Origin of the sequence: Kiloniella laminariae DSM 19542, assembly GCF_000374005.1 — a bacterium.
Taxonomy (GTDB): Bacteria; Pseudomonadota; Alphaproteobacteria; order Kiloniellales; family Kiloniellaceae; genus Kiloniella; species Kiloniella laminariae.
The window spans coordinates 154,449-175,020 of sequence record NZ_KB893146.1 but is presented as its reverse complement, the minus strand read 5'-3'; the positions used below and the strand labels follow the sequence as shown (position 1 = coordinate 175,020).

16 protein-coding genes are annotated in these 20,572 nt (G+C 51.5%); 4 read left to right on the top strand and 12 right to left on the bottom strand.

Features of this window, described 5'->3' with window-relative positions:
• Positions 1 to 18 precede the first annotated feature (18 nt).
• Complete coding sequence (locus B152_RS0111540) at positions 19 to 1,836, bottom strand: aminopeptidase P family protein (RefSeq protein ID WP_020592580.1); 1,818 nt, start codon at positions 1,834 to 1,836, stop codon at positions 19 to 21.
• Between the two features lie 275 nt (positions 1,837 to 2,111).
• Here B152_RS0111540 and B152_RS23445 point away from each other — a divergent pair, with 275 nt between their 5' ends.
• Positions 2,112 to 2,504: a DUF1127 domain-containing protein gene (locus tag B152_RS23445; RefSeq protein ID WP_020592579.1), complete on the top strand. Its 393-nt coding sequence runs from the start codon at positions 2,112 to 2,114 to the stop codon at positions 2,502 to 2,504.
• Positions 2,505 to 2,595: 91 nt separating this feature from the next.
• On the opposite strand, the gene B152_RS0111530 is transcribed toward B152_RS23445, so the two are convergent.
• The 3 genes from B152_RS0111530 to B152_RS0111520 form a co-directional block, all read right to left on the bottom strand.
• Positions 2,596 to 3,285 (bottom strand): substrate-binding periplasmic protein, encoded by a 690-nt coding sequence (locus tag B152_RS0111530; protein ID WP_157231053.1) that lies wholly within the window; start codon positions 3,283 to 3,285, stop codon positions 2,596 to 2,598.
• Between the two features lie 213 nt (positions 3,286 to 3,498).
• The gene (locus B152_RS0111525) at positions 3,499 to 4,377 is read right to left on the bottom strand and encodes a 50S ribosomal protein L11 methyltransferase (protein WP_020592577.1); all 879 of its coding nucleotides are present in this window, start codon (positions 4,375 to 4,377) and stop codon (positions 3,499 to 3,501) included.
• A complete protein-coding gene (locus tag B152_RS0111520) occupies positions 4,377 to 6,674 on the bottom strand; it encodes an ATP-dependent helicase (RefSeq protein WP_033406187.1) in 2,298 nt (765 codons plus the stop codon). The genes B152_RS0111525 and B152_RS0111520 overlap by 1 nt, the downstream gene beginning before the upstream one ends.
• Positions 6,675 to 6,801: 127 nt before the next feature.
• Here B152_RS0111520 and B152_RS0111515 point away from each other — a divergent pair, with 127 nt between their 5' ends.
• On the top strand, positions 6,802 to 7,935 hold the full coding sequence (locus tag B152_RS0111515; protein ID WP_020592575.1) for a succinylglutamate desuccinylase/aspartoacylase family protein: 1,134 nt from the start codon (positions 6,802 to 6,804) through the stop codon (positions 7,933 to 7,935).
• Between the two features lie 120 nt (positions 7,936 to 8,055).
• On the opposite strand, the gene B152_RS0111510 is transcribed toward B152_RS0111515, so the two are convergent.
• The 3 genes from B152_RS0111510 to B152_RS0111500 all read right to left on the bottom strand — a co-directional run bounded on the left by B152_RS0111510 (position 8,056) and on the right by B152_RS0111500 (position 11,206).
• Positions 8,056 to 9,840 carry a chloride channel protein gene (locus tag B152_RS0111510; RefSeq protein WP_020592574.1) on the bottom strand — a complete coding sequence of 595 codons (1,785 nt, stop codon included), beginning with the start codon at positions 9,838 to 9,840 and terminating at the stop codon, positions 8,056 to 8,058.
• 134 nt (positions 9,841 to 9,974) lie between these two features.
• The gene (locus tag B152_RS0111505) at positions 9,975 to 10,484 is read right to left on the bottom strand and encodes a pentapeptide repeat-containing protein (protein WP_020592573.1); all 510 of its coding nucleotides are present in this window, start codon (positions 10,482 to 10,484) and stop codon (positions 9,975 to 9,977) included.
• Positions 10,485 to 10,609: 125 nt separating this feature from the next.
• Positions 10,610 to 11,206 carry a thioesterase family protein gene (locus tag B152_RS0111500; RefSeq protein ID WP_020592572.1) on the bottom strand — a complete coding sequence of 199 codons (597 nt, stop codon included), beginning with the start codon at positions 11,204 to 11,206 and terminating at the stop codon, positions 10,610 to 10,612.
• A gap of 295 nt (positions 11,207 to 11,501) precedes the next feature.
• Here B152_RS0111500 and B152_RS0111495 point away from each other — a divergent pair, with 295 nt between their 5' ends.
• Together B152_RS0111495 and B152_RS0111490 are read left to right on the top strand one after the other, a co-directional pair.
• Positions 11,502 to 12,392, top strand: coding sequence for an MlaA family lipoprotein (locus B152_RS0111495; RefSeq protein WP_157231051.1), 891 nt, complete (start codon positions 11,502 to 11,504; stop codon positions 12,390 to 12,392).
• Positions 12,393 to 12,402: 10 nt separating this feature from the next.
• A complete protein-coding gene (locus B152_RS0111490; protein ID WP_157231050.1) occupies positions 12,403 to 13,035 on the top strand; it encodes an MlaC/ttg2D family ABC transporter substrate-binding protein in 633 nt (210 codons plus the stop codon).
• A 167-nt stretch (positions 13,036 to 13,202) separates the two neighbouring features.
• On the opposite strand, the gene ettA is transcribed toward B152_RS0111490, so the two are convergent.
• The 5 genes from ettA to B152_RS25345 all read right to left on the bottom strand — a co-directional run bounded on the left by ettA (position 13,203) and on the right by B152_RS25345 (position 20,407).
• Positions 13,203 to 14,879: an energy-dependent translational throttle protein EttA gene (ettA, locus tag B152_RS0111485; protein ID WP_020592569.1), complete on the bottom strand. Its 1,677-nt coding sequence runs from the start codon at positions 14,877 to 14,879 to the stop codon at positions 13,203 to 13,205.
• Between the two features lie 137 nt (positions 14,880 to 15,016).
• The gene (locus B152_RS0111480) at positions 15,017 to 17,773 is read right to left on the bottom strand and encodes a sensor histidine kinase (protein ID WP_020592568.1); all 2,757 of its coding nucleotides are present in this window, start codon (positions 17,771 to 17,773) and stop codon (positions 15,017 to 15,019) included.
• Complete coding sequence (locus B152_RS23440) at positions 17,763 to 18,227, bottom strand: hypothetical protein (protein ID WP_020592567.1); 465 nt, start codon at positions 18,225 to 18,227, stop codon at positions 17,763 to 17,765. The genes B152_RS0111480 and B152_RS23440 overlap by 11 nt, the downstream gene beginning before the upstream one ends.
• Positions 18,228 to 18,293: 66 nt before the next feature.
• Positions 18,294 to 18,677: a response regulator transcription factor gene (locus B152_RS0111470; protein ID WP_020592566.1), complete on the bottom strand. Its 384-nt coding sequence runs from the start codon at positions 18,675 to 18,677 to the stop codon at positions 18,294 to 18,296.
• A gap of 191 nt (positions 18,678 to 18,868) precedes the next feature.
• Entirely contained in the window at positions 18,869 to 20,407 is a 1,539-nt protein-coding gene (locus tag B152_RS25345; protein ID WP_157231049.1) for a helix-turn-helix domain-containing protein, read from the bottom strand.
• Between the last annotated feature and the right edge of the window lie 165 nt (positions 20,408 to 20,572).

Genomic DNA, 20,572 nt, shown 5'->3' with positions numbered 1-20,572 from the left:
TCTCTTTTTTTACTGGATCTAGACTGGACGTGTCACCTCTTCCAGCCAGACCTTGTGCTCATCATCCAACAGAGGTGTCAGTTCCCTGCGAACGCGGGCATGATAGTCATTCAGCCAGGACACCTCTTCCTCAGTCATGATCGAGGGATCAACCAGCCGCAGATCAATCGGACAAAGAGTAACTGTCTCGAAATCATAAAGTGGAATATCCAGCCCGACCATTTTTCCGGATTCCCGGACAATCATCAGGTTTTCAATCCGGATTCCATATTCACCCGCCTTGTAATAACCAGGTTCGTTGGAGAGGAAAACACCAAGATCAAGGGGAGCAGGAGAGACGTTCTTGCCAATCCGCTGAGGCCCTTCGTGTACCCCCAGGAAACAGCCCACACCATGCCCTGTACCATGATCATAATCCAGCCCGGCATCCCAAAGAGGCCTTCGCGCCAGACTATCCAGCTGCATTCCGCTCGTCCCTTTCGGGAATTTCGCTGTCGCCAGGGCAATATGCCCTTTAAGTACGCGGGTGAAACGGTCTTTCATTTCGTCATTGGCCGTACCAATAATTACCGTCCGGGTAATGTCAGTTGTTCCATCCAGAAATTGCCCCCCGGAATCGATCAAAAAGATCTCGTCCCGGTTAAGCGGCAAAGAGCTTTCCTCTGTCACCTTGTAATGACAGATTGCTCCGTTCGGCCCTGCTCCTGAAATTGTATCAAAGGAAAGATCGCGAAACAGTGGGACTTCCTGACGGAAGGACAACAACTTGTCAGCGGCTTCCATTTCAGTCACTGGCGCATCTGTTCCTGCACGAGCCAAAGCGGTTTCCGTTACCCACTTAAGAAACCGCACCATCGCCGCACCATCACGAACATGCGACGCCCGAAGGCCGTCAAGCTCTACCGGGTTTTTACGGGCTTTGGGTCTCTGGCAGGGGTCCATGGCACGCACCAGCTTTGCCCCGTTCAACTCCAGAACAGTTGCCACCCGCTCGGGACAGGTCGCCGGGTCAATCAAAACTTTTTTACCCGCCCTAGCAAAGCCTGCGAGGCGCTCTTCCAAAGCACCCGGCTCTGCAATCTCGACCTGGTTATCCAGGGCAGAAAGGGTCTCGCTGGTAATCTTGTCATTATCAACAAACCATTGGACGTCACCATCAGCATGAACAATGGCAAAGGAAAGAACCAGCGGGGTATGCGCAACATCCTCTCCCCGAACATTCAGCAGCCACGCGACAGAATCCGGAAGACTGAGCACGGCACAGTCAGCACCGCTGGACTTCAGGCTCCGGCCAATCTCATCGCGTTTCTCTCGCGAACTGCAGCCTGCATGTGCCATATCATAGGGCATCGACTTGCTGCTTGGGCGGGCCGGCTGATCGGTCCAGACTTTGTCCAGCGGGTTCTCCAGCGCTGCAACCAGCTCACCGCCTGCTTTTTCGACTCCCTCACGCAAGGTCTTCACCTGGGCCTCACTCTGCAACCAGGGATCATAGGCAATTCTCATGCCCGGCTTCACCTCGTTCTCAAGCCACTCCGAAGCCGGCTCTTCAATCAAATGCTTGTAAGTAAAGAGGTTTTGGTCCACCTCCTGGCGAACCTGAATTGTATAACGTCCATCAACGAAGATTGCCGCCTGATCTGCCAGAACAACGCCCAGACCTGCTGACCCTGAAAAGCCGCTCAACCAGCGCAAGCGCTGCGCCTGTGGGGGAACGTACTCGCCTTGATGTTCATCAGTACGGGGCACAATAAAGCCATCAAAGCCTGATTCTGAGAGCTGCGCGCGTAAGCTTTTAAGCCGGACAGCGTGATCACTGTTCGTCGCCTTGGGCATTTTCAGTTCCTTTATACAATATACAATGTTGTTTTTCGAAGATTATCCGAGCTTCTAACCGGGAGCAAGAAATGCTTTAACATGGCTAAAAATAAATAAATATCAATTAGTTACCGATAAATATTCACAAAATGCATGGCTGAAGTGCAGAATCACCGCTAGCGAAAACAACAAAATGAGCTAGATATAATGACAACAACACGGCGGCGAGTGTTTAACACCCAGGTGATCTTATACTCAGCCGGGCCGCGAAATCAAATCTAGGAGATAGATCGATGAAAAATTCAACACTCGGTTTTTCCGCGGCCACCAAAGCACGCACGGAAATCGCTAACGCCCCAGTATTGGTTACTGTTGCACCACACCGCTACACCAAAGCTTATCGCATTTATGCTGCGGTTTCCGGTATCGTAGAGAGCTTCAAAAACTACATGGAGCGTCGTGCAACCGTTCGCCAGCTCTGGGACCTGAACGATCGTGAACTGAACGATATCGGCCTGAGCCGCGGCAACATCGAAGCAACTGTTAACAGCCTCTATGCTGAAGCCGTTGAGAAAGAAACCAAATCTTTCAAACCAGGTTTTGCTTTCCTGTCTTCTTCAGATTTCGTTTCCACGAAAGATACCAAGGCAGCTGAAAACCTGAACAAGGCAGCCCGCGCAGCATAATCCCCCCTTATGCCCGCGACTGCATTGGCAAAACGCGACGGAGAGAAATCTCTGTCGCGTTTTTTATTCCCGACCTAATGAAACATTGCTGTCAGTTGAACGTCTGTTCCGCTTCCCGTTCTACTTCGAATGTCTGTGATATCCTATCCAGGTAGCCACTTTTCTGAAGGATCGCGAGCGTATCGTTCACACTGCCTTGCAGTATTTTTCCCCGATTGGTATCCCGAAACAACATGACAATGTTGGATCTTGAAATAACATAATCAGGGTCAAACCAGGGAAGAGGAGCCAGTTCCAGTTTCTTGGCAATCACCTTTGTCTCAAAAGGGAAAGAAACAACCGCATCTACTCTTTCGGAATACAGCATTTTGACAAGTGAGACCTGATTGGTCGCGCTGATCAGACGGATGTCGTCGATCTCTTCCAGATTGCCATAGATATAGCCCAGCGTAACTCCAACCCTGAGCCCTTTCAGATCTTCAGGTGATGTGATCGCATCCCTGCCTGGCAAGGTCAGGACATGGCGGTCGATTGTAGCAAGTGGGTTTGAGGCGAGAAAATCACCATCAAGCTCGCGGCCAGGCGTCAGCTCTTGCTGGTTTAGCGGATAGGGAACAAGAATATCCCCCTTGCCCGACGAAAACAGTTTTGATGCTCTTTGGGCAGGAAGGATCGATAAAACGAGATCAAGTCCACCTTCTTCGTGAATCCTTGAAATCAGTTTGCTGAAAACACTCGCCTCAAGGTCGTCAAGATATACAGGGATTTGCTTTCCCAGCACCTCTATTCGCCCCAGATCTCCTTCAGATTTGGCTCCGGGGCCCTGGGCAAAAGAACAAAAAGGTGTCGACAGAAGACCAACCAGAGCAAAAGCAATGCTCTGGATCGTCCGCCTGCGGATTAACCTTTTACATATAAATAAGATTTTCAAACTCATACTTAAAAAGCATAAATCCAGATACCTAAATATAGGTAAAGAGAATGAGAAAACCTTTTACCGTGACAGAACCAATGTCGCCCACTCGCCGAGGTGAAGCTCGCGGATAACCTTGAGGCCTTGTGCCTCCTGCGCCTTTACGACCTGTTCCTGCTGGGTAATCAACAACCCGGAAAGGACGGCAATACCGCCTGGAGCAAGATTTTTTTCAAGTTCCGGCGCCATCTGGCATAGAGGTTCAGCCAGAATATTGGCCACGATCAGATCAAAGGGAGCCTGTTGGGAGACTTCAGCTGTCGCATAACCATCACCACAGATCCCGGTAATTCCAGACACCTTGTTCAGTGTCGCATTCTCAAGGGCAACCCGTACCGAATCAGCATCAATATCAATCGCCAATACCGGGCAATCCCAGAGGATTTTTATCCCCATGGCCAGGATTCCAGAGCCACAGCCCATATCAAGTGCAGAGGTAATCTTACGATCGTCGGCCAGATCCGTCAGGGCAATCAGACAGCCTTTGGTGGTATCGTGCTGCCCGGTACCGAAAGCCACATTGGCCTCGATCAGTAAAGGAACAGATCCTTCGGGAGGTGCCTGGGTAATATGAGACCCGTGCACAAAAAACTTTCCGGCAACGATGGGCGGCAGAGCCTTCTGGCTTTCCGCAACCCAGTCGATATCCGGGAGCTGTTCAATCAGAGCCTCCGGGGTTTGCCCCCCCATAACACCAGCGGTGTCCGACAAGAGTTTCTCGACCTGCTCCTGTGATGGTTTGCCATCGACATAAACTTTGGCCGAAATCATCCCTGCCGCGTCCGGGTTGGTAACGACAATCGCGCCTTCCAAGGGCTCAAGCGCCAATTCATAGATTGCCAGATGAGCCTCGGGCACATCAAAGGAAATGCACCAGACGGCGCTGTTGTTTTCACTCATTACATTCCTGCCTGTGATGCGGGGACAACAAAGTTGCTCAGCACTTTTTTCGTGCCCGCCTTATCAAATGAAATTGTCAGGCGTTCGCCTTCTACAGAAGTGACCAATCCATAGCCAAACTTTTGATGGAAGACCTTTTCGCCCCGGCTAAAGCCACTTTTACCTTCAGATATTTTCTGTGCTGCCTTGCGAACCAGCTGGGATTCTCCGCTCTGGTAGCTCCGTGCCCGTTGCATTCCCGGGCTCAGACGATCTGAAGACCGATCTGCATCCTGCCAGCGGCCACTGCCAAAACCACCATAGGAAGGCTCAAGCGGGGCTGAATAGATCCCCCGGTCACTTTCGCGTTCGACATGCTCGGGCGGCAATTCGTCAACAAACCGCGAGGGAATGGCCGATGCCCAGGAGCCATGCATCCGGCGATTGGCCGCAAAGGAAATCACGGCCCTCTGCCTTGCCCGGGTCAAACCGACATATGCCAGACGACGCTCTTCCTCAAGCCCCTTTAATCCCTGCTCATCCATGGCGCGTTGATTCGGAAACAGCCCTTCTTCCCAGCCTGGCAAAAACACTGTGTCAAACTCCAGCCCCTTCGCCCCGTGCAAGGTCATGATCGAAACCATTTCCTGTCCGACCTGACGATTGGTATCCATCACCAGACTGACGTGCTCAAGAAAACTTGCAAGACTCTCGAATTCCCCCAGAGCATTGACAAGCTCGCGCAGGTTCTCGACGCGCCCCTTGGCTTCAACTGACTTGTCATTTTGCCAGAATTCAAGATAGCCACTTTCTTCCAGCACCAGATCCGCCAGCTCCGGCGGCGCCATATCGGCTTTACGTTCGTGCCACCGCTGCATCTGCGTGACAAACCCCGCCATGGTTTTGCGGGCAGCAGGGCGCAATTCATCTGTTTCAACAATTTCGCACGCGGCCATGAACAGCGAGCAATTCCTCTCACGTGCCAGCATATGGACAACGCTGACCGCAGCAGGACCGAGCCCGCGCTTGGGTGTGTTAATAATCCGCTCAAACGCCAGGCTGTCATCCGGCGAATTAACCAGACGCAGATACCCCAGAGCATCACGGATTTCCAGCCGTTCATAAAAACGAGCCCCGCCGATAACCCGATAGGGAATACCCAGTGTCAGAAAGCGTTCTTCGAACTCGCGGGTTTGTGCTCCGGCCCGCACCAGAATCGCCATACTGTCGAGGGACTTGCCCTGCCGCTGAAAATTCTCGACCTCTTCGCCAATAAAACGGGCTTCGGCTTCCCCATCCCAAAGGCCTCGTACCCGGATTGGTTCTCCCTCGTCATCGTCTGTCCAGAGCGTCTTGCCCAAGCGGCCTTCATTGTGGCTGATAACCGAAGAAGCAGCAGCCAGAATCCGTCCGGTTGAACGATAGTTGCGCTCGAGCCGAACAACCTTGGCACCAGGAAAGTCTTTCTCAAAACGCAGGATGTTGCCAACTTCAGCCCCGCGCCAGCCGTAAATGGATTGATCATCATCTCCAACACAGCAGACGTTCTGATGCCCCTGTGCCAGCAGCCGCAACCAAAGATACTGGGCCACGTTGGTATCCTGATATTCATCGACCAGAATGTAGTGGAAGCGGCGATGGTAATCAGCCAGTACATCCGGATATTTCTGGAAGATGGTCAGGGTATGTAACAACAAATCGCCAAAATCACAGGCGTTCAGCTCCTTCAAACGTTGCTGATAACTCACATAGATCTTGTGGATCCTGCCACCAGCAAGTTCACGGGCCTCGTTGCTGGAAACCTGATCTGGTCCCTGCCCACGATCTTTCCAGCGCTGTAACGCCCCTAGCACCGCTTTCGGAGGCCAATTTTTGTCATCAAGATTTTGCTCTTTCAGCAAGGTCTTGACCAAACGAAGCTGATCATCCGTATCAATGATGGCAAAATCACTGCCCAGCCCCGCTTTCTCGGCATGTGCCCTTAACATGCGAACAGCAACAGCGTGAAAAGTCCCGAGCCACCAGCGTTCAACCGTTGGCAGGTTCAGAATCGAGGCCACCCGCTCTTTCATTTCCTGCGCAGCCTTGTTGGTGAAGGTCACCGCCAGTACCTGGCCGGGAAAAGCCTTGCCCGTGGCCAGAATGTGCGCCAGCCGCGTTGTCAGGACACGGGTTTTCCCTGTTCCCGCACCGGCAAGGACGAGCACGGGCCCGTCAGTTGCCTCAATGGCCTCAAGCTGGGCTGCGTTCAAGCCATCCATATAGGGCGCTTGTTCAGTGGAAATTTCAGTAGGGTTATATTGCGATTCGTCCATCATGTCTGGTTTATAGCGCAGCCCGCCCACAAGCTCACCCTCTTTTAACAGATGACCCTCTATTGATTGATCTTTGTACCTGAAGGTATGCTACGGCCTCTTTCAAGACAGAATCCAGACAGGACAAAAAATGGCCCGCCAAACAGAGCGCCACCCGCTTATCTCTGAAACTCCCGGAACTCAGAGAAACGTTATTTTTCACCGGTATGGTGCGGGAACTCCTGGTAAAAAAACCTATATCCAGGCAGCTCTGCATGCTGACGAAACTCCAGCTATGGCGGCAGCTCATCACCTGCTGCAAAGGTTGGAAGAAGCTGACAAAAAAGGCCTCATCAAAGGCGAGATTGTTGTCGTCCCCTATGCCAACCCCATTGGACTGGATCAATTCAGCAGTGACGTTTTACTTGGACGCTTGCATACCGGAGGAGAAGGCAACTTCAACCGCAGCTGGTACGATCTGACAGAAATGACCCGGGATCGGCTCAAGACCCGTCTGGGCAAAGATGCAGAGGAAAATGTCAGCATCATCCGTTCCGCGATGCAAGAAGCGATCAACGAGCTTGTCCCTGTAAGCGAGTTTGACAGCCTGCGGAAACTTCTTGTCGGTGAAGCATCTCGAGCAGATTTTGTTTTTGATCTGCACTGCGATGATGATTCCCTGCCCTATCTCTATATTTCAAGTCATAACTGGCCTGATTGCCAGGACTTTGCCGCCGACTTTGGCTCTTACGCTGTGATGATGGCTGAAAACTCTGGCGGCAACAGCTTCGATGAAGTCTATACACGTCCCTGGGCTGAACTGGGACGCCTTTATCCCGACCATCCGATTCCACAGGCAACCATGTCCATGACCGTGGAACTTCGGGGACGACCCGATGTTTCTGATGAGATCGGTGCCAAGGACGCAGCTGCCCTGTTCAACTTTCTGGTCCGCCGGGGACTTGTCGAAGGCAGCGCTCCTCCTCTTCCAAAAGCCCTTTGTGACGCCACCGGCACCAATGCCTGTGAGATCATCACCTCACCCGGTGCAGGTTTTGTCACCTATTGCCTGGAGCTTGGCTCAATTGTGAAAAAGGGCCAGCAGATCGCCACCCTGATCGATCCCACGGCTGAAGATCCGACCAATGCCCGGACTCCCATCTATGCCGGAACCGACGGCATTTTCTTTACGGCAAAGCAGCATAAGGCTGTGAAACCCGGAATGGTGGTTGCCAAAGTGGCTGGCACCGTTGCCCTGAAAGAAGGCTTGCTGCTTGAAGATTAAGGACGAACAGTTTCCGTAGAAAATCTTTTGATCAACAGGAGGGGATTATGGAAATGATCCTCTCCTGCGCTTTTCAGTTCCGACCTCTTAACCAGGCCTGATCCAGTATCGGGTCCTGTGTCAGGATTCCCCGCGTTCTTCTGCCCGCGCCTGCTCCAGAGCTTTTTTATAAGCAAGCGCCACATCGTGTTCGTGCAGGACACCCTTCAACACACAGTCCTCCGCATTGTTCACAACAGGAACATACACTTCCCCGCTCGCACCATGAAGCTGCAACGCCTGTTCCAGATTGGCGTTCTCAACAAGGAATACCGGTTTGCGGCGGGCAATCTCCAACGCGGTGGCGGTTTCGCCGCTCTCCTCCTGCTGTTCCAGTCCTTCCGCGAGCTCGATAAAGGAAATACTCCCTTTCAGGCTGCCTTTTTCATCGACAACAAACACCTGCCCCAATTTGGTTCGGCGGAGTTCCTGCCGCACCATCGCAAGTCCAGCGTCGGGTGCAATGGTCGTTATATCCTGCTGCACCATGTCGACAACCGTCACCCCCCTCATCAGGCTGGCTTCCCGCCCGCCCCTGATTTCAATCCCCCGTCTTTCCAGCTGCCACATAAAGAAAGAGCGCCCGTGGACCTGTTGAGTAATAACGGTGGCCAGAGAGGTCGCGATCATTACCGCAATGGTCAGCGCATAGTCATTGGTCAGCTCAAAGATCATCAGAATGGTTGAAATCGGTGCCCCCAGAACAGCCCCAGCCACAGCCCCCATACCAATGAGTGTGTAGGCCCCGTATCCAGATGACAATTCCGGAAAAAAGCTGGTCGCGATAATTCCGTAGGCTCCACCAACCATCGCCCCGATAAAGAGGGAAGGCGAAAAGACCCCGCCGGAAAAACCGCTGCCGAATGAAATCGCCGTCGCCACTGTCTTGACAACAATCAGCGCCAACAACAGCCAAAGCGGATAAAGTTCTGAAATGGCGGCATCTGTTGCCTCATAACCCACTCCGATAATCTGGGGGAAAACCAGCGCCATCAGCCCGAGTACCAGTCCACCCGCCATAGGCTGAAGCCAGAAAGGCAATTTCAGTTGCCCTATCTTGTCTTCGGCAAAGATCACCGAGCGCATAAAAGCAATCGCCGCAACAGCTGACACAACACCCAACAGGGCAAAAGCGGGAAACTCCCAGAAAGACCCCAGCGACATGGCCTTGGGCAAGATAAAGGCAGGGAAATCACCGTAATAAATCCGGCTGATGATCGTTCCCACAACCGATGCGATTACAATCGGGGCAAAGGCGGACAAGGCGTAATGGCCTACAACCACCTCAAGCGCAAAAAACACACCTGCAATCGGCGCATTAAAAGAACTGGCCACTGCAGCCGCAACCCCGCACCCCAAAAGGGTGCGCGACAGAATATACCCCAGAGAAAGACGCTTTGAGAGCCAGGAACCAAGGCTGGCCCCAAGATGGACCACAGGTCCCTCACGACCAACAGAGGCTCCAACCCCTATTGAAAAAGCCGAGGCAATTGCTGCTCTTATGCCCGTTCTGAAGGACATACGCCCGCCCTTGAGAGCCACTCCTTCGATCACATGTTGAACACCCTGGGCTTTTCCATCCGGCAGAAAATAATGGATAAAAACCCCGACAATCCCCCCGCCGATTACAGGCACAAGAACAATCTGCCACCACGGCAGGTCCATGATGCCTTCACTCACATTCGGTCCGGAGAAACCATAAAAAAACAGCTGGACCATATCAATGAAATGGCGAAAACCCACCGCAGCCAGGCCGGCAGCTGCGCCGATCACAATCGCCAGCACGGAAAGCACGACCTGTTCATTCCGAACAAAAAGACGAATCTGATGAAAGAGTGGCAGCCTTGGCGCCCGTTTTTCTGACATGGTTCTCCCCGTACCGGCAGCCCTCAGGCTTTAACGTTTTGCCAGCATCATTCCCCTAAGCATGTCATCAAGTAGTAACGCTTTCAGAAATCTCTATCCAGCACTCTTCTTGGTAAAGAGAACTTTCCCGTCAATCACTCACACCGCCCAACAGAGCCTTCTGCACAAATTTTCTTGCCATCCAGCCAGAGAGCACCCGAAAGGTCAGCCCGGGTTAAATCAGCATCTGTGAGCTGCGCATTTGTCAAGTTTGCCCCCCGAAGGTTTGCCCTGAAAAGGCGGGCACGTTTCAGGTTTGCGTTGGTAAAATCCACGGCAGTCAAATTTGCTTTGGTAAAATCCGCTTCCGGTAACGACGCTGAATGGAAAACCGCAGACTGCAGTTCTGTACTGATGAACTTGACCCGAAAAGCTGAAATCGCTGTCAGGTCTGCTCCCTTTAGCGAACTGCGCAAAAAACTCGCATCACGCAGCCGCGCACCGGTCAGATTGACTTCATCATAATCAAGGCCATCCATGTTACATCTTTGCCAGTTCACCTCAGGTTGGGGAGGATCAACGCAAGCCGCCTCTGATTTCAGCGGCAGCATAAAAGCCAGGAACAGGAAAGCCGATGCGAGATATTTGTGTTTCATATCTTTCATGTTAGGAAAATTGACCTTCACTTCAAGCTGTTTCGTCTCAGGTCTAAAGACAGATACAGTACCAACTGCCCTCTCGACAAACGATCAGGTAGATACCCAGACAACTTTACCGATAACCAGAGCCCCTATCCCCACGACATAATCGACCGTCCGATGTTAAGCGGTAAAGGTCTTTCTTTTTGTAATTCAAGAATTTTTCCAAGATTATCCATTAGAAAATCTGGCATGGGACAAGACTGGCGTCGTTTGAGATCGACATGAACTGAAATCCATTCCGAAGTTGCGGCCAAGTATCCTTCTGTATCGTGAAAAAGGGCATGATGGTAACTTAACTTTTTACGATCAAAACCGAGCAACCGGGTTTCCACCCTCATCTTTGCCCCCTTATGCAGCTCCCGCATATAGTTGACATGGTTTTCGACAACAAAAGTAGAACAGCCAGTTTGCGCCCGATACTCCTGATTCGCCCCGGAAAACTCGAGAAATCCATCCGTTCCGTGGCAGAAGACATGCATGTAATAAGCGACATTCATATGTCCGTTATAATCCAGCCAGTCAGCAGGCACCTGCCCCCGGTATGAAACAAGTGGATCGACGTCCCCGGGTTGTATCGTCACAAAAAAATCCTTTCCAATTAGTTGCTTTTTTGTCGCGTTTTCTCTCGAATCGACCAGAGCGTTAAAAAGCGGAGAAACCATTAAAATATCATTACATTTACCCATCACAAGTGAGGAATATTCCCTAAAATTTTATAAAAATGACGCACAACTGGTGCATTTATACCACAGTCATCTTTCTCTCCCGGATTTGTGGCGCTTATTACTGGTTTTACCCCCATGTCTGTGATAATTAATTTCACAAGATTGTATTTGCACCTGAAAGCTAGGGGATTTGTAAGCTTTCTGGTATACAACAGATACAGTACCAAGATTTTTTATTTTGAGTGTTCGCTTGTGTCTGGAATTTAGTCGCAGCGGTTAAGGCATGCAAAACTTTCGGAATGCGGGGGAAGCTCTGGTGAACCATAACAAAGATAGGCGAAATGTCGTGGGGTTAGGTATTTTGTCCGAGATCAATTCTCGACTCATCAATCGTGTTGCAGCTCTTGCAGCTGTCGCCGTTCTCGTAGCAGGTTGCGCCAGCCAACCAAACTCCGCGTTGCAGGATGATGCATCCAGCAATCAGGATGATCAGTGGGCGCAGGCCGATGCCTCTGCAACGGTAGAAGCCGGGGACAATGATCCTATTGAATCTGTTAACCGTTTCATTTTCGGATTCAACAAAGTTGCCGACACCCTGATTTTCAAGCCCGTCGCACAGGGCTATCGCTTTGTAGTTCCAGAACCCGTACGGGATGTGGTTCGCAACTTTATCCGCAACACCTACACACCAGTCATTCTTGCTAATGACCTGCTGCAAGGTGACATTGCCAAAGCAGAGAACACTTTTGCCCGCTTCCTGATCAACACAACTCTTGGCGCAGGCGGACTTGCCGATGTTGCCGAAGTTGTTGGTCACAGCTATGTCAAAGAAGATTTTGGCCAGACCCTGGGAACCTGGGGCGTATCAGAAGGACCATATCTGGTTCTGCCGATCCTCGGCCCCTCCAACGTTCGTGATGGTGTCGGCATGATTGCTGACACATTGATGGATCCCCTGACATATATTGCCAGCACCGAGGTTCTGATTGGTCGCCGTGTCACAGACGGCATTGATACCCGTTCGCGCAACATCGAGACTGTCGAAGAGCTGGAACGTGATTCCATTGATTTTTACGCCCGTGTTCGTTCTCTCTATCACCAGAAACGTGAAAACGAGATCAATGACGGGGAATACGAGCCAACTCAGGCTCCCGGCCTGACAGAGATCTTCCCTGAAGATGATCAGGTTTCCGATCTGGCAAACTGAGATGAACCGGATGAAACGTCTTATCTCCCTTACAACAGCCCTCTTTATGGGGGCTGCTTTGTCCCTGGTCCTCTCACAGGTGACCAGAGCTGATGATGATGCAGGCCAATTCCTTGTTGCCCTTCAGGGAAAAGCTCTAACCCATCTCGCCAACAACGACATCAGTGAAGACGAGCGCGAGACAAGATTTCGCGCGCTGATGAGTGAAAATTTCGATCTTGATGGGATTGCCAGTTTTGTGATTGGCAAATACTGGCGGAATGCAGACGAAACGGCCCGGAGTGAATTCAAACAGATCTTTGAAGACATTATGGTCCAGCGCTTCCTGCCGACCTTTAATAACTACGCAGGTGCCGCTTTCAAGATAACCAAGGTTACACCAAAGCAGGACTTCTATATCGTTTTCAGTGATGTCAAAACAGAAAACGGAGAGACTGCTCAGGTACTGTGGCGCATCGAAAAGAAAGCAGACGAAAGCTTTGTTATCACAGATGTTGCAGCAGAAGGCATCAGCCTCCGGAATACCTATCGCTCGGATTACACCTCCGCGTTAAAAAGCGTTGATGGCAATCTTACGACCCTGAATCAAAAGCTTCGGGAAAAGATAAAAGCCGGTGATTTTGCCCCTAGAACCAACAGCTAACATCGCTTTTTAGCTACTCATTAAAAAAGCCTGCTGAGAACCTCAGCAGGCTTTTTTGTGTCTAAGTTCCCAGTAGTCCCTCAAGCGGGGCTTCCGCTTCAAAAAAAAGCCCCGGAACGATACCGGGGCCTTTCTCAAACAATCAATTTTTTAAATCAACCGAGTTGTTACCTTTTCAAGGGCTTGTACTTGATCCGGTGCGGCTGGTCAGCAGCAGCTCCAAGGCGACGCTTCCGGTCGGCTTCATAATCTTCATAATTCCCCTCGAACCAGACGACCTGACTATCACCCTCAAAGGCAAGGATATGGGTTGCGATACGGTCAAGAAACCAGCGGTCATGCGACGTCACGAGGACACAGCCGCTGTATTCAAGGATGGCCTCTTCGAGAGACCGCAGAGTATCAACATCAAGATCGTTGGTCGGCTCATCGAGCAGAATAACGTTTGCACTCTTGCGTAACATCTTTGCCAGATGAACACGGTTACGCTCACCGCCAGACAGCTGTCCAACTTTTTTCTGCTGGTCGCCGCCTTTGAAATTAAAGGCACCAACATAAGATCGGGACTGATAGGTGTGTTTGCCAATCTCGATAATATCCAGACCATCCGCAATTTCCTCCCAGACAGTCTTGTCTGCAGCCAGGGCATCACGGCTCTGATCAACATAGCCGATTTCGACAGTATCACCGACGTTCAGCGTACCGCTATCAGGTTTTTCCTGCCCGGTGATCATCCGGAAGAGTGTGGTTTTACCTGCACCGTTAGGTCCGATAATCCCGACAATCGCCCCTTTCGGAATTTTGAAGCTGAGGTCTTCAACAAGCAAACGATCGCCGAAAGCCTTACCAATATTGGTTGCTTCAATAACCAGATCGCCCAGCCGCGGCGCAGGTGGAATAACAATTCGGCCCGGGTCCGGTGCCCGCTGACTTTCTTCCTGGACCAGGTTTTCATAGGCCTGCAAACGAGCCTTGGATTTGGTCTGACGCGCTTTGGCTCCCTGACGTACCCACTGGAGTTCGTCCTTAAGGAATTTCTGTTTGGCGCTTTCCTGCTTTTCTTCCAACGCCAGACGTTTGTGTTTCTGTTCCAGCCAGCTGGAGTAATTCCCTTCGTAAGGGATACCTTCCCCACGATCCAGCTCCAGTATCCAGCCCGCAACGTTATCGAGGAAATAGCGATCATGGGTTACACAGACCACGGTCCCTCTGTATTCCTCAAGGAAACGTTCCAGCCAAGCCACTGATTCAGCATCAAGGTGGTTGGTCGGCTCATCAAGCAGCAGCATGTCAGGACTGGAAAGCAGCAGACGACAGAGGGCGACACGGCGGCGCTCCCCACCGGAAAGCTTGGAAACATCGGCATCCCCTGGCGGGCAGCGCAGCGCATCCATGGCAATCTCAACCTGGCGGTCCAGATCCCAGGCATCAAGGGAGTCAATTTTCTCCTGCAGCTCACCCTGCTCTTCGATCAGAGCATCCATTTCGTCGGGATCAACCTCGGCAAACCGCGCGCTGATTTCCTCGAACTTTTCCAACAGCGCCTTGGTTTCTGCAACTCCCTCAAAAACGTTCCCCGCAACTGTCTTTGAAGCATCAAGTGCCGGTTCTTGCGACAGATATCCGACTTTCACCCCGTCGGCCGCGCGAGCTTCACCGTTGATTTCGGTATCAAGGCCAGCCATGACTTTCATCAATGTTGATTTACCCGAACCGTTCAGACCGAGAACACCAATCTTGGCGCCGGGCAGGAAGTTCAAACGGATATTTTTCAGAACCTGTTTACCGCCAGGAAAGGTCTTTGAGACCCCGTCCATCTGATAGATATACTGATATGATGCCATTCGGCGCTCCAGAAAAGGTGTTATCTCTTTTGCAGATCACTGCACTGGAGCGGTTTTACCCCATCAGTCCGACGGGTGCAATCTTATCGCGCAGGCTCTCTTTACATCAATTCAGTTCAGAGAAACTCATCGCGCCCTCACTCTCCGGCCCTGATCTGCTCCTGGTCTTCTTCTACAGGGAGAAAAACACCAAAGACTGATCCCTTGCTACTTGATTCAACCAGTTCAAGACGTCCGCCAAAATACTCGACGATCTGCCGTGAAATGCTTAACCCCAACCCGGTACCATGAGGTTTATCTGTCAGGCCTTCCCGGCTTTGATGAAATTTTTCAAATATCTTTTCTCTGGAGATCCAGGGAATGCCCCGGCCGTTATCCGAGACAAGAACCACGAGTTCTGGTCCTGACCTGCGTACCGAGACCTTGACCCGCCCCTTTTTCGGATCACAGAATTTCACCGCATTGGAAAGCAGGTTGACGATGACCTGCATCAGGCGGTCCCTGTCACCCTTTACCGCTGGTAGATTGGCCCAGATATCCTTTTCCAATTGAATAGTTCGCTCTGAGAGCAAAGCACTCATGGCCTCCACCGAGTTCTCGATGACCCGGGCCACGTCCAGCTTTTCTACCACCCATTCCATCTGCCCGGCCTCAATCTTGGCCAGATCCAGCACCTGGTTGATCAAGCGGGTCAGACGTACACTCTCTTTAACAATGATCCGGAGAAATCTGCTTTTTTCGATTTCGTCAAGATCCGGATGGTCACTCAGGATCTCGCTGAAGGAACGGATGGAGGTCAGGGGAGTTCGCAACTCGTGACTAACTGTTGAAAGGAACTCATCCTTAAGGCGATCGAGCTCCTTGAGCCTTTCATTGGCTGCCCGCAACTGCCGTGTTGTACTTTCAAGTTCGAGAGATTTCTGTTCAAGGCTCTGGCTATATTCGATAACCTGGGAGGTCTCCTCGAGGATTTTCATCACCTCTTCAATCCGTACAGCCTCCCCCTTGACGACAGAGGAAATCATCACCCTGGCCGAGGCCGTTCCGATGGCTCCGGCCATTAAGCGCTCGGTGAAGTTAACCAGATCAGCATCTGCCGTGGTCACCCGGCGACGTTCCAGCCCCCGGTCGCGAAAATAATTGCTGAAAGCGCGATCAGCCCGCGCACGCCCGATAAACCGGACCAGAAGATTAAACAGATCTTCCACCAAGGCTGATCCCTGCCATATCTGAGAGCGTGGCCCCTGATCTGCATAGCGAAAAACATCAACAAAGAGAGCTCCCTGCACCCGCTCCAGGGCTGAATGTTTGCTGTAAAGCGAAATAAAAACATAGGCACCAACATTTACTACCGTCGTCCAGAACAGGGCATGAGTGAGATTATCAAGCCCCTGCAGACCAAACAGGGCATAGGGCTTGAGCATTTCGATACCCAATGGCCCTTCTGTGATAAAGGAATGTGGCAAGATGCCGGATTTGGCAAAAGAAGGAAGCAGGAGTGTGTAGGCCCAGACAACGAAGCCCAAGAACAATCCTGTTAAGGCCCCCGACCGGTTGCCGCCCTTCCAGAACAAGCCACCAAGCATGGCAGGAGCAAACTGGAAGACTGCCGAAAAGGAGATCAGGCCAATCGTGACCAGAGCATCACTTTCACCCAGAAAACGGAAATAGGCATAGCCGAAAAACAGGATCAAAAGAATACTGCTGCGCCGGACAAAGAGCACAATTCCTGTGAAATCGCCTCTCTCAGTCAGACCAAGCCACTTCAATTGTAAAAGAGCTGGCATAACCAGATCGTTACTCACCATTGTGCTCAGGGCAATGGTCGCGACGATCACCATTCCCGTCGCTGCTGACAAGCCGCCCAAAAACACAAAAAGTGCCAACCACTCTTGATGATGTGCCATCGGCAAAGTCAGGACGAAGGTGTCGGCATCAACGACTCCCCCCGGGAACTGAAGCAGCCCCCCAAGTGCAATGGGCAGGACAAAAATATTGATTGCCAAGAGATAAAGCGGAAAAAGCCAGGCACCCTTGCGCAATTCAGGCTCATTGACATTTTCAACAGCCATGACCTGAAACTGACGGGGCAGACAAATTGCCGCGACCATAGACAATGTGGTCAGGGTCACCCAGGTGGTATAGGCCCCCTCCTGCTCGAAGGTCATTAACTTTACCAGCTCCGGATAGGCAGAAGCCTTGGCAAAAAGATCCCCAAATCCATCGTACAGGCCATAGGTGACAAAAATCCCGACCGCCAGAAAAGCCAGCAACTTAACCACGGATTCAAAGGCAATCGCCACCACGACGCCTTCATGATGCTCACTGTTATCGACGGTTCGGGTACCAAAAAGAATGGCAAATAGCGCCATCACCAACGCAACCCAGAAAGCCGTATCAGCCACCGTGGCAATTGGCGGCGAATAGCTGGGCACAATGACTTCAGGATACTGCTTGAGCACGTTAAAGCTGATGGCAACAGCTTTAAGCTGTAAGGAAATATAAGGAACGATCCCGACTATCGCGATAACTGTAACAAGGATACTCATCCTTGAGCTCTTGCCGTAGCGCGAGGAGATAAAATCGGCAATTGAGGTAATACGATGCGCTTTGGTAATCCGGATAATCTTGCGAATCACGAGCCACCAGAGAATAAAAACCAGCGTTGGGCCAATATAAATAGGTAAAAAATCCAGCCCGCTTGAAGCTGCACGTCCAACGGAACCATAAAAAGTCCAGGAAGTACAATAGACCCCCAGAGACAGCGCATAGATATAGGGGTGTGATGTTATCCCGGCCCCCCGTTCCGCCCGCTTGTCTGCAACATAGGCTACCGCAAAAAGAATGGATAGATAACCAATTGCCGCCAGAACAATAAACCAGTCAACCAGCATCCCTGGGCTCCGGCTTATTTGAAAGATCATCTTCTTTGGAAATAGAGGTATTCTCTTGGTTCATGACAGCTTCTTCGTTCATCGTCTGTTGTGAAGCTGCCAACGCCGCATCCCCCTCAAGATTGCTGCTTTCTCTTGGCTCCACCCCGGAGGGGAGTCCATGTTCAGGGACGAATTGTGCGCTCACGCCCGTGACATTATCCAGCCCGGGGACCGCGCCACCCGACGAAAGAGGTTCCCGTGGCAGATTATCATCCCCTTGTTCTCTCCAGGATGACCAGCCCACGGCAAGAATGATCACGCTCCAGGCCGCAAAAAGATAAGCAAAGAGCGGCGGCAGTCCAAAAAATAGAGCGTCATGACTAAAAATAGACAGAACCTGAGGACTAAATAACAAAACGGCCAAAAGGAAAAGTGCGATACTCCGATCAGCCTTCTCACCCGGACGTCTCATGTCTCCTCCCCGATTAAAGAAGCAAGAAGCCCCCTTCAACGGGGTACATTAAAATTCACGCTTTGCTTATGCTGTTTTTTCTTCAACACCCAGATGCTGCCGAACCAGCCGGACAATTTCCTTGGTGGAAAAAGGTTTGGTGACAAAATCGTCAGCACCGAGTTCCATCCCCTTTAAACGGTCCACATCACGACCTTTGGCCGTCAGAAGGATGACCCGTATATCCTGCCATGCTGCATTGGCCCTGACCGACTTTAAAACATCAAAACCGTCCCGCCGGGGCAGCATGATATCCAGCAACATCAGATCCGGTGGGCAGCTTTCCACCATCCGCAAGGCGGCATCACCGTCGCGTGCAATAAAGACTTCAAAACCTGCCCTCTTCATCAGAAAGCTGAGTGAGTCTACAATATGGGGCTCGTCTTCAACTACGAGAACCGTTTGAGGCATTTTCTGCCTTTCTCCGCAATCCGGTTATCTCTGTTTTTTGTATTCCCTGTTACCGCCAGACTAACGTTAGCCCAAGCCATTTGCCAAGGCGAGATTTCACCTTGGCTGCATTATCTTTGCCACGACGGGAACAATCACGATCAAATGGTCATTTTTCTACGGAGCACCGAACGTTGGGTTACTCTGCGCAATTATTTCTTCACGGGTGGCAACACACTGTCGGGATGCGTGAAATCCAGACCGTCAGCGTAAACCATATGGCGGGCAAAGGAGATCTCGCACCCCAGGCTGACGGCAAAGGTATTTCCTGCCTGCCCCACCATGGTACCCGGTTTTGTCACTGTGCGGGTGATAGAAAAATAAATAGCCATGTCTTCCGCTCGCATGGAATGGGTGCTGATTCTTCCCGGCTTGAGGAAAGCATCCTGGACCCCCCATTGCGCAGGCAACACACCATAGCGGGGAATTCTTAATCCAGAAGCACTAAAGCGTTTCGAAATCTGTCCGGCAAGATCAACCCTGACAAAATGAAACGGCACCCCTTCTTCCTGTGGTTTTTGCAAGGTGGTCAGGCGGTGGCATACCTGCTCGAAGCCGACCCGGAAACGCCGTCGCAACAGATCGATATCATGACGCAATTCAAAAGCTGCCTTGCGAAAGGCAGCGTAAGGCATCATCAGAGCACCGGCAAAATAGCTCCCCAGTGCTTTCAGGCAAAGTTGCCTGGCCTCGTCACTGCTCACATGCCCCCGTGCCAGCGTTTTTTCCAGAACGTCAGCATAGGCAACTTCGGCAACGACCCGGGCAAGACGAAAAACCAGCGAACTGACCGAAAGTGTTTCCATCAGTCGAAGCACACCGCCGTCCTCCCCTTCCAGTTCCCACATCCCTCTTTTGAGCGAGGGCTGTGTTGTCACCGGAACGATCTCGACAGATATTCCGAGCTGCTCATCCAGATAGTGAACCAGGGCATCAAAAAGTCCATAGGGCTGGGGGTTGCCAATTCTTTCCCGCAGTTGTTCAGCCGCCTCTTCCAGCTCAGGAAAATAATGATCATTAACCGAAAGCATATCCACCACTTCATCCGTGGGGGTTTCACTCAGGCTTGCGGATTCCAGAGACTCACCATTGATAAAGTCAAACAACTCCCCAACCATCAGGGTCAGTTTTTTGCTCTCGTCCACCAGGACATCGGTAAAACGTCCGCGCTGGTGGTCTGAGAGATCGTCGTTATCCTGGAGAATTTCAGCAAACGAACGTATCGACGTCAGCTGGGTCAACAGCTTGTGGCTGGTGTCCGAAAAGTAAGGGTCAGCAGAGAGGCTTTCCCGGGCCTTGAGGCGATCCTCGCGCGCATTGCGAAAGGCCCGGTAAAGCTTGAGTACCGCCCGGCAAATCTCGGGATGAACCGCGACAAAGTCACCAAGTGTTGCGCCTCCAGGACGGTTACGATCAAAAAGCGGGTCGGAAAAAAGCTCTTCCAGGGCCGACAGCATTCTTGCTTCCTCCCCCCCGGAGAGTTCCCCCTCCTTAACTGGCAGGACACTCTCCAGTTTTTTCTGCAGCTTTCTTGAAAGGGGGCGCTGGTTATGCTCAACTAGATTGAGATAGGCCGCAGAAATACCCAGCTGCCCGGCCATCGCCACCTGGGTCAGACCCAGCTGTGCTCTAAGGTGGCGAATTTTTCGCCCTGCAAATATCTGACGCGCCATATCTTTTACAACATTCACAAATATCTTTTTCAATTGATAAATATATTTACAAATATTGCTCTGCACGACAACGCTTTATTGCCGAGCTTCTGACCCCGCCCTAGTCTTCTTCCAATCCTGTATCGGACAGAAGATAGCCAACTGTCTTTCGTTTCGGCACATGAGGTATCTTCGGCTTTTTCC